The 3,275-nt window shown below is 64.2% G+C and carries 3 protein-coding genes; 1 reads left to right on the forward strand and 2 read right to left on the reverse strand.

Translation table 11 applies throughout. The annotated features are described in order from the left end of the window. Window positions 1-87 precede the first annotated feature (87 nt). A complete protein-coding gene (locus KDH09_18205; GenBank protein ID MCB0221635.1) occupies window positions 88-1,737 on the forward strand; it encodes an NAD+ synthase in 1,650 nt (549 codons plus the stop codon). 73 nt (window positions 1,738-1,810) lie between these two features. Here the strand turns inward: KDH09_18205 and KDH09_18210 are convergent, their stop codons facing one another. After that, window positions 1,811-2,371, reverse strand: coding sequence for a hypothetical protein (locus KDH09_18210; GenBank protein MCB0221636.1), 561 nt, complete (start codon window positions 2,369-2,371; stop codon window positions 1,811-1,813). Window positions 2,372-2,482: 111 nt separating this feature from the next. Further along, a partial coding sequence (gene menA / locus KDH09_18215) for a 1,4-dihydroxy-2-naphthoate octaprenyltransferase (GenBank protein ID MCB0221637.1) occupies window positions 2,483-3,275 on the reverse strand: 793 nt, incomplete at its 5' end.

Below are 3,275 nucleotides of genomic sequence, written 5' to 3' on the forward strand. Positions count from 1 at the left end.
GACCCATTTCCCCGGCGCGGCTGCGTGCACTACAAATGAGGGCCCCGCTTCCTGAAAACGGAGGCGGCTGGCGAAAGGCAGATTTTCGTGCGCATCGCACTGGCACAGATCAACACGACCATCGGCGCGCTGGCCGAGAACGCAGCCAAGATCATCGCGTGGATCGAAAAGGCGCGCGAGCAGGGCGCCGAGCTGGTCATCTTTCCCGAGCTCACGCTGACGGGCTATCCGCCCATGGATCTGCTGCAGATGCCCCACTTTGTGGAGGCCCAGCTCGCCGAGCTCGAGGCCATCACGGCCCAGACCTTCGGAATGACGGTGATCCTGGGCTGCGTCCAGCCCAACCCCGAGAGCAACGGCCGCGAGCTCTACAACTCGGCGGTGGTGCTGAGCAACGGCCGCTTTCTGAGCCAGCACCACAAACGCCTCATCCCGACCTACGACGTCTTCGACGAGGCGCGCTACTTCGAGCCCGGCCGCGGCTACAACGCCGAGGAAATCTGCGGCGTGAGCGCGGGCGTCACGATCTGCGAAGACATCTGGAACGACAAGGACTACTGGATCAAGCGCCGCTACGAGGAAGACCCGGTCGAGACCTTCGCCGCGCGCGGCGTGAAGATGATCCACAACATCTCGGGCTCACCCTTCCACATCGGCAAGCCCGCGCAGCGCCTGGAGATGCTCCAGAAAATTGCGAGCAAGCACAACGTGTGGCTGAGTTACTGCAACCTTGTGGGCGGCAACGACCAGCTCATCTTCGACGGGCGCTCGGCGGTGATCGCCCCCGACGGCAGCGTGCGCGGCCTGGCAAAGGCCTTCGAAGAAGACCTGCTCGTCGTGGACACCGAAGCCGTCGCCGAGGTGCCCTCCTTCGCGCTCCCTTCCATGGAGCAGGACGCCCACGACGCCCTGGTGCTGGGCATTCGTGACTACGTGGGCAAGTGTGGTTTTGGAAACGTGCTGATCGGTCTCTCGGGCGGCGTCGATTCCGCGCTGACCTGCGCGCTCGCGGTCGAGGCGCTGGGCGCCGACAAGGTGCGCGGCATTGCCATGCCCTCGCCCTATTCGTCGGGCCACAGCGTCGAGGACGCATTCGCGCTGGCAGCGAACCTGGGCATTCGCATCGACAAGGTGGAGATCGCCCCGATGTACGAGGCCTACCGCAAGCAGCTTGCGCCGCTGGTAAAGCGCGAGGGCCCCGACGACATCACCGTGATGGAAGAGAATCTGCAGGCGCGCATCCGCGGCGCGACGCTCATGGCGCTCTCCAACGAAACGGGCGCGCTGGTGCTCTCGACCGGCAACAAGTCCGAGACGGCGGTGGGTTACTCCACGCTCTACGGCGACATGTGCGGCGGGCTCTCGGCCATCGGCGACGCGCCCAAGACACTCGTCTACCGCATCTGCCACTGGATCAACCGCGACAAAGAAAAGATCCCCGAGCGCACCATCACCAAGCCGCCCTCGGCGGAGCTTCGCCCCGGACAGCTCGATGAGGACAGCCTGCCCGCCTACGACAAGCTCGATCCGATCATCCAGGGCTACGTCGAAGACAACAAGAGCATCGAGACCATGGTGAACGAGGGGCACGACGAGGCCACCGTCCGCCGCGTGGTGCGCATGATCGACCTCAACGAGTACAAGCGCCGGCAGGCCGCGCCCATCCTGCGCATCACCCACCGCGCCTTCGGCACCGGGCGGCAGATTCCGATTGCGCAGCGGTACCGGCAGACGTAGAGAACCAAGAAGGGCGGGTAGACCTCGCCCCTACCAATTGCAATGTAGGGGCGGGGTCTACCCGCCCTCTTACTTATTTGCCTGGCTTGAGAATCTTCAAAAACGGCGTGGCGTCGATGCTCTTGTTCTCGATGAGCTGATCGAAGAGCAGGGTGGCCATCTGCGTGAGCTGCGCCAGCAGCAGGATGCGCTGGAGCTTGAAGGCGTATTCGGGGTCCTTGGCAGCCAGCGGCTGCACGGCCTCGCGGGCCTGTTCAAGGGCATTGGCTGTTTCATCGAGCAGGCGGCGTTCGCGGTTCTTGAGCACGCCGGTAATGAGGCGCCAGAGGTCGGTCTCGGGCTCGAAGAAATCCTTGCGCTCGCCCTCGCGGTAGACCTTGCGAATCGCGCCCCAGCGAAGCAGCTCGTTGAGCGACATGCTCACGGTGCCGGTGGCCAGCATCAGGCGCTCGCCGATCTCGGCGGCCGAAAGGGGCTCGGATTCCAGGTAGAGCAGGGACCAGATGCGGCCCAGGTTCTTTCGGAAGCCCCAGAAATCCATGAGCTGGCCGATGGAATCACCGATCAACTTCTCGGCGTTGGCGACGTTGCGGTTTTCGCCCGCGCCTTTCTTGGATACTGGTTTGGCTGTCACGATTTTCTCACCCCGTCCCGCGATCAAACAGATGTTTGCGGGCCGAGGTGGCCCGCGTCAACTCCCCGCCCAAAGTCCTCGGGCGGCAAAAGTAAGTGACGTTTACGTAAACTAGAAGAGCTGGGCCAGTGCGATGCCCGCGCAGAGCAGGAGCCCCACGCCCAGGTGGACGATGCCCGACTGCTTGAGGATGTCGGGATCGGCCTGACCGGGCTCCGCCGCGTGGGCCCAGACCGAGAGGCGGCGCGCCGCCGGCACCATGAGGAGTGCCAGCAGAGAGAACCACGGGACAAACCCGGTTGCAGCGAGCGCAATGATCAGGGCGAATGTCGCGATGAGAAGAGCGTCGAGATACTTCACGCTGCGCTCGCGACCGAGCCGGATCGCAAAGGTCTTGAGCTCGAATTCGGCGTCGAGTTCCAGATCGCGCAGGTTGTTGGCGTGGAGGATTGCCGTAACCAGCAGACCCACCGGCAGGGAAACCAGCCACGGGGTGAGGCTCCACTCGCCGGTGAGCGCGAAGTGCGTGCCGCCGACCATGAGCGGCCCCATCAGAATAAAGACAAGAATGTCACCGGCGCCCCAGTATTTGTACTGCACGGGCTTGGCGGTATAGAGCGCGCCGCCGGCAATACCGACAAGACCCAGCATCACAATGGGCCAACCGCGCAGGATGATGAGCGGCACGCCAAGGTAGGCGGCCAGCCCGAAGGCGACGATCGCCCCGCGGGCGATCTGCTTTGCGGTAAGCTCGCCCGAGACGAGCATCCCGCTGCCGCCCAGCGAAAACTCGTTGTCCACGCCCAGGTCGTAGTCGTAGTAGTCATTGACCAGATTCGTTCCCGCGTGCAGGGCCAGCGCGCTCAGCAGGATGAAGGGCACGAGCCCCCACTCCACGTCCACC

This window comes from Chrysiogenia bacterium (genome assembly GCA_020434085.1).
Classification (GTDB): domain Bacteria; phylum JAGRBM01; class JAGRBM01; order JAGRBM01; family JAGRBM01; genus JAGRBM01.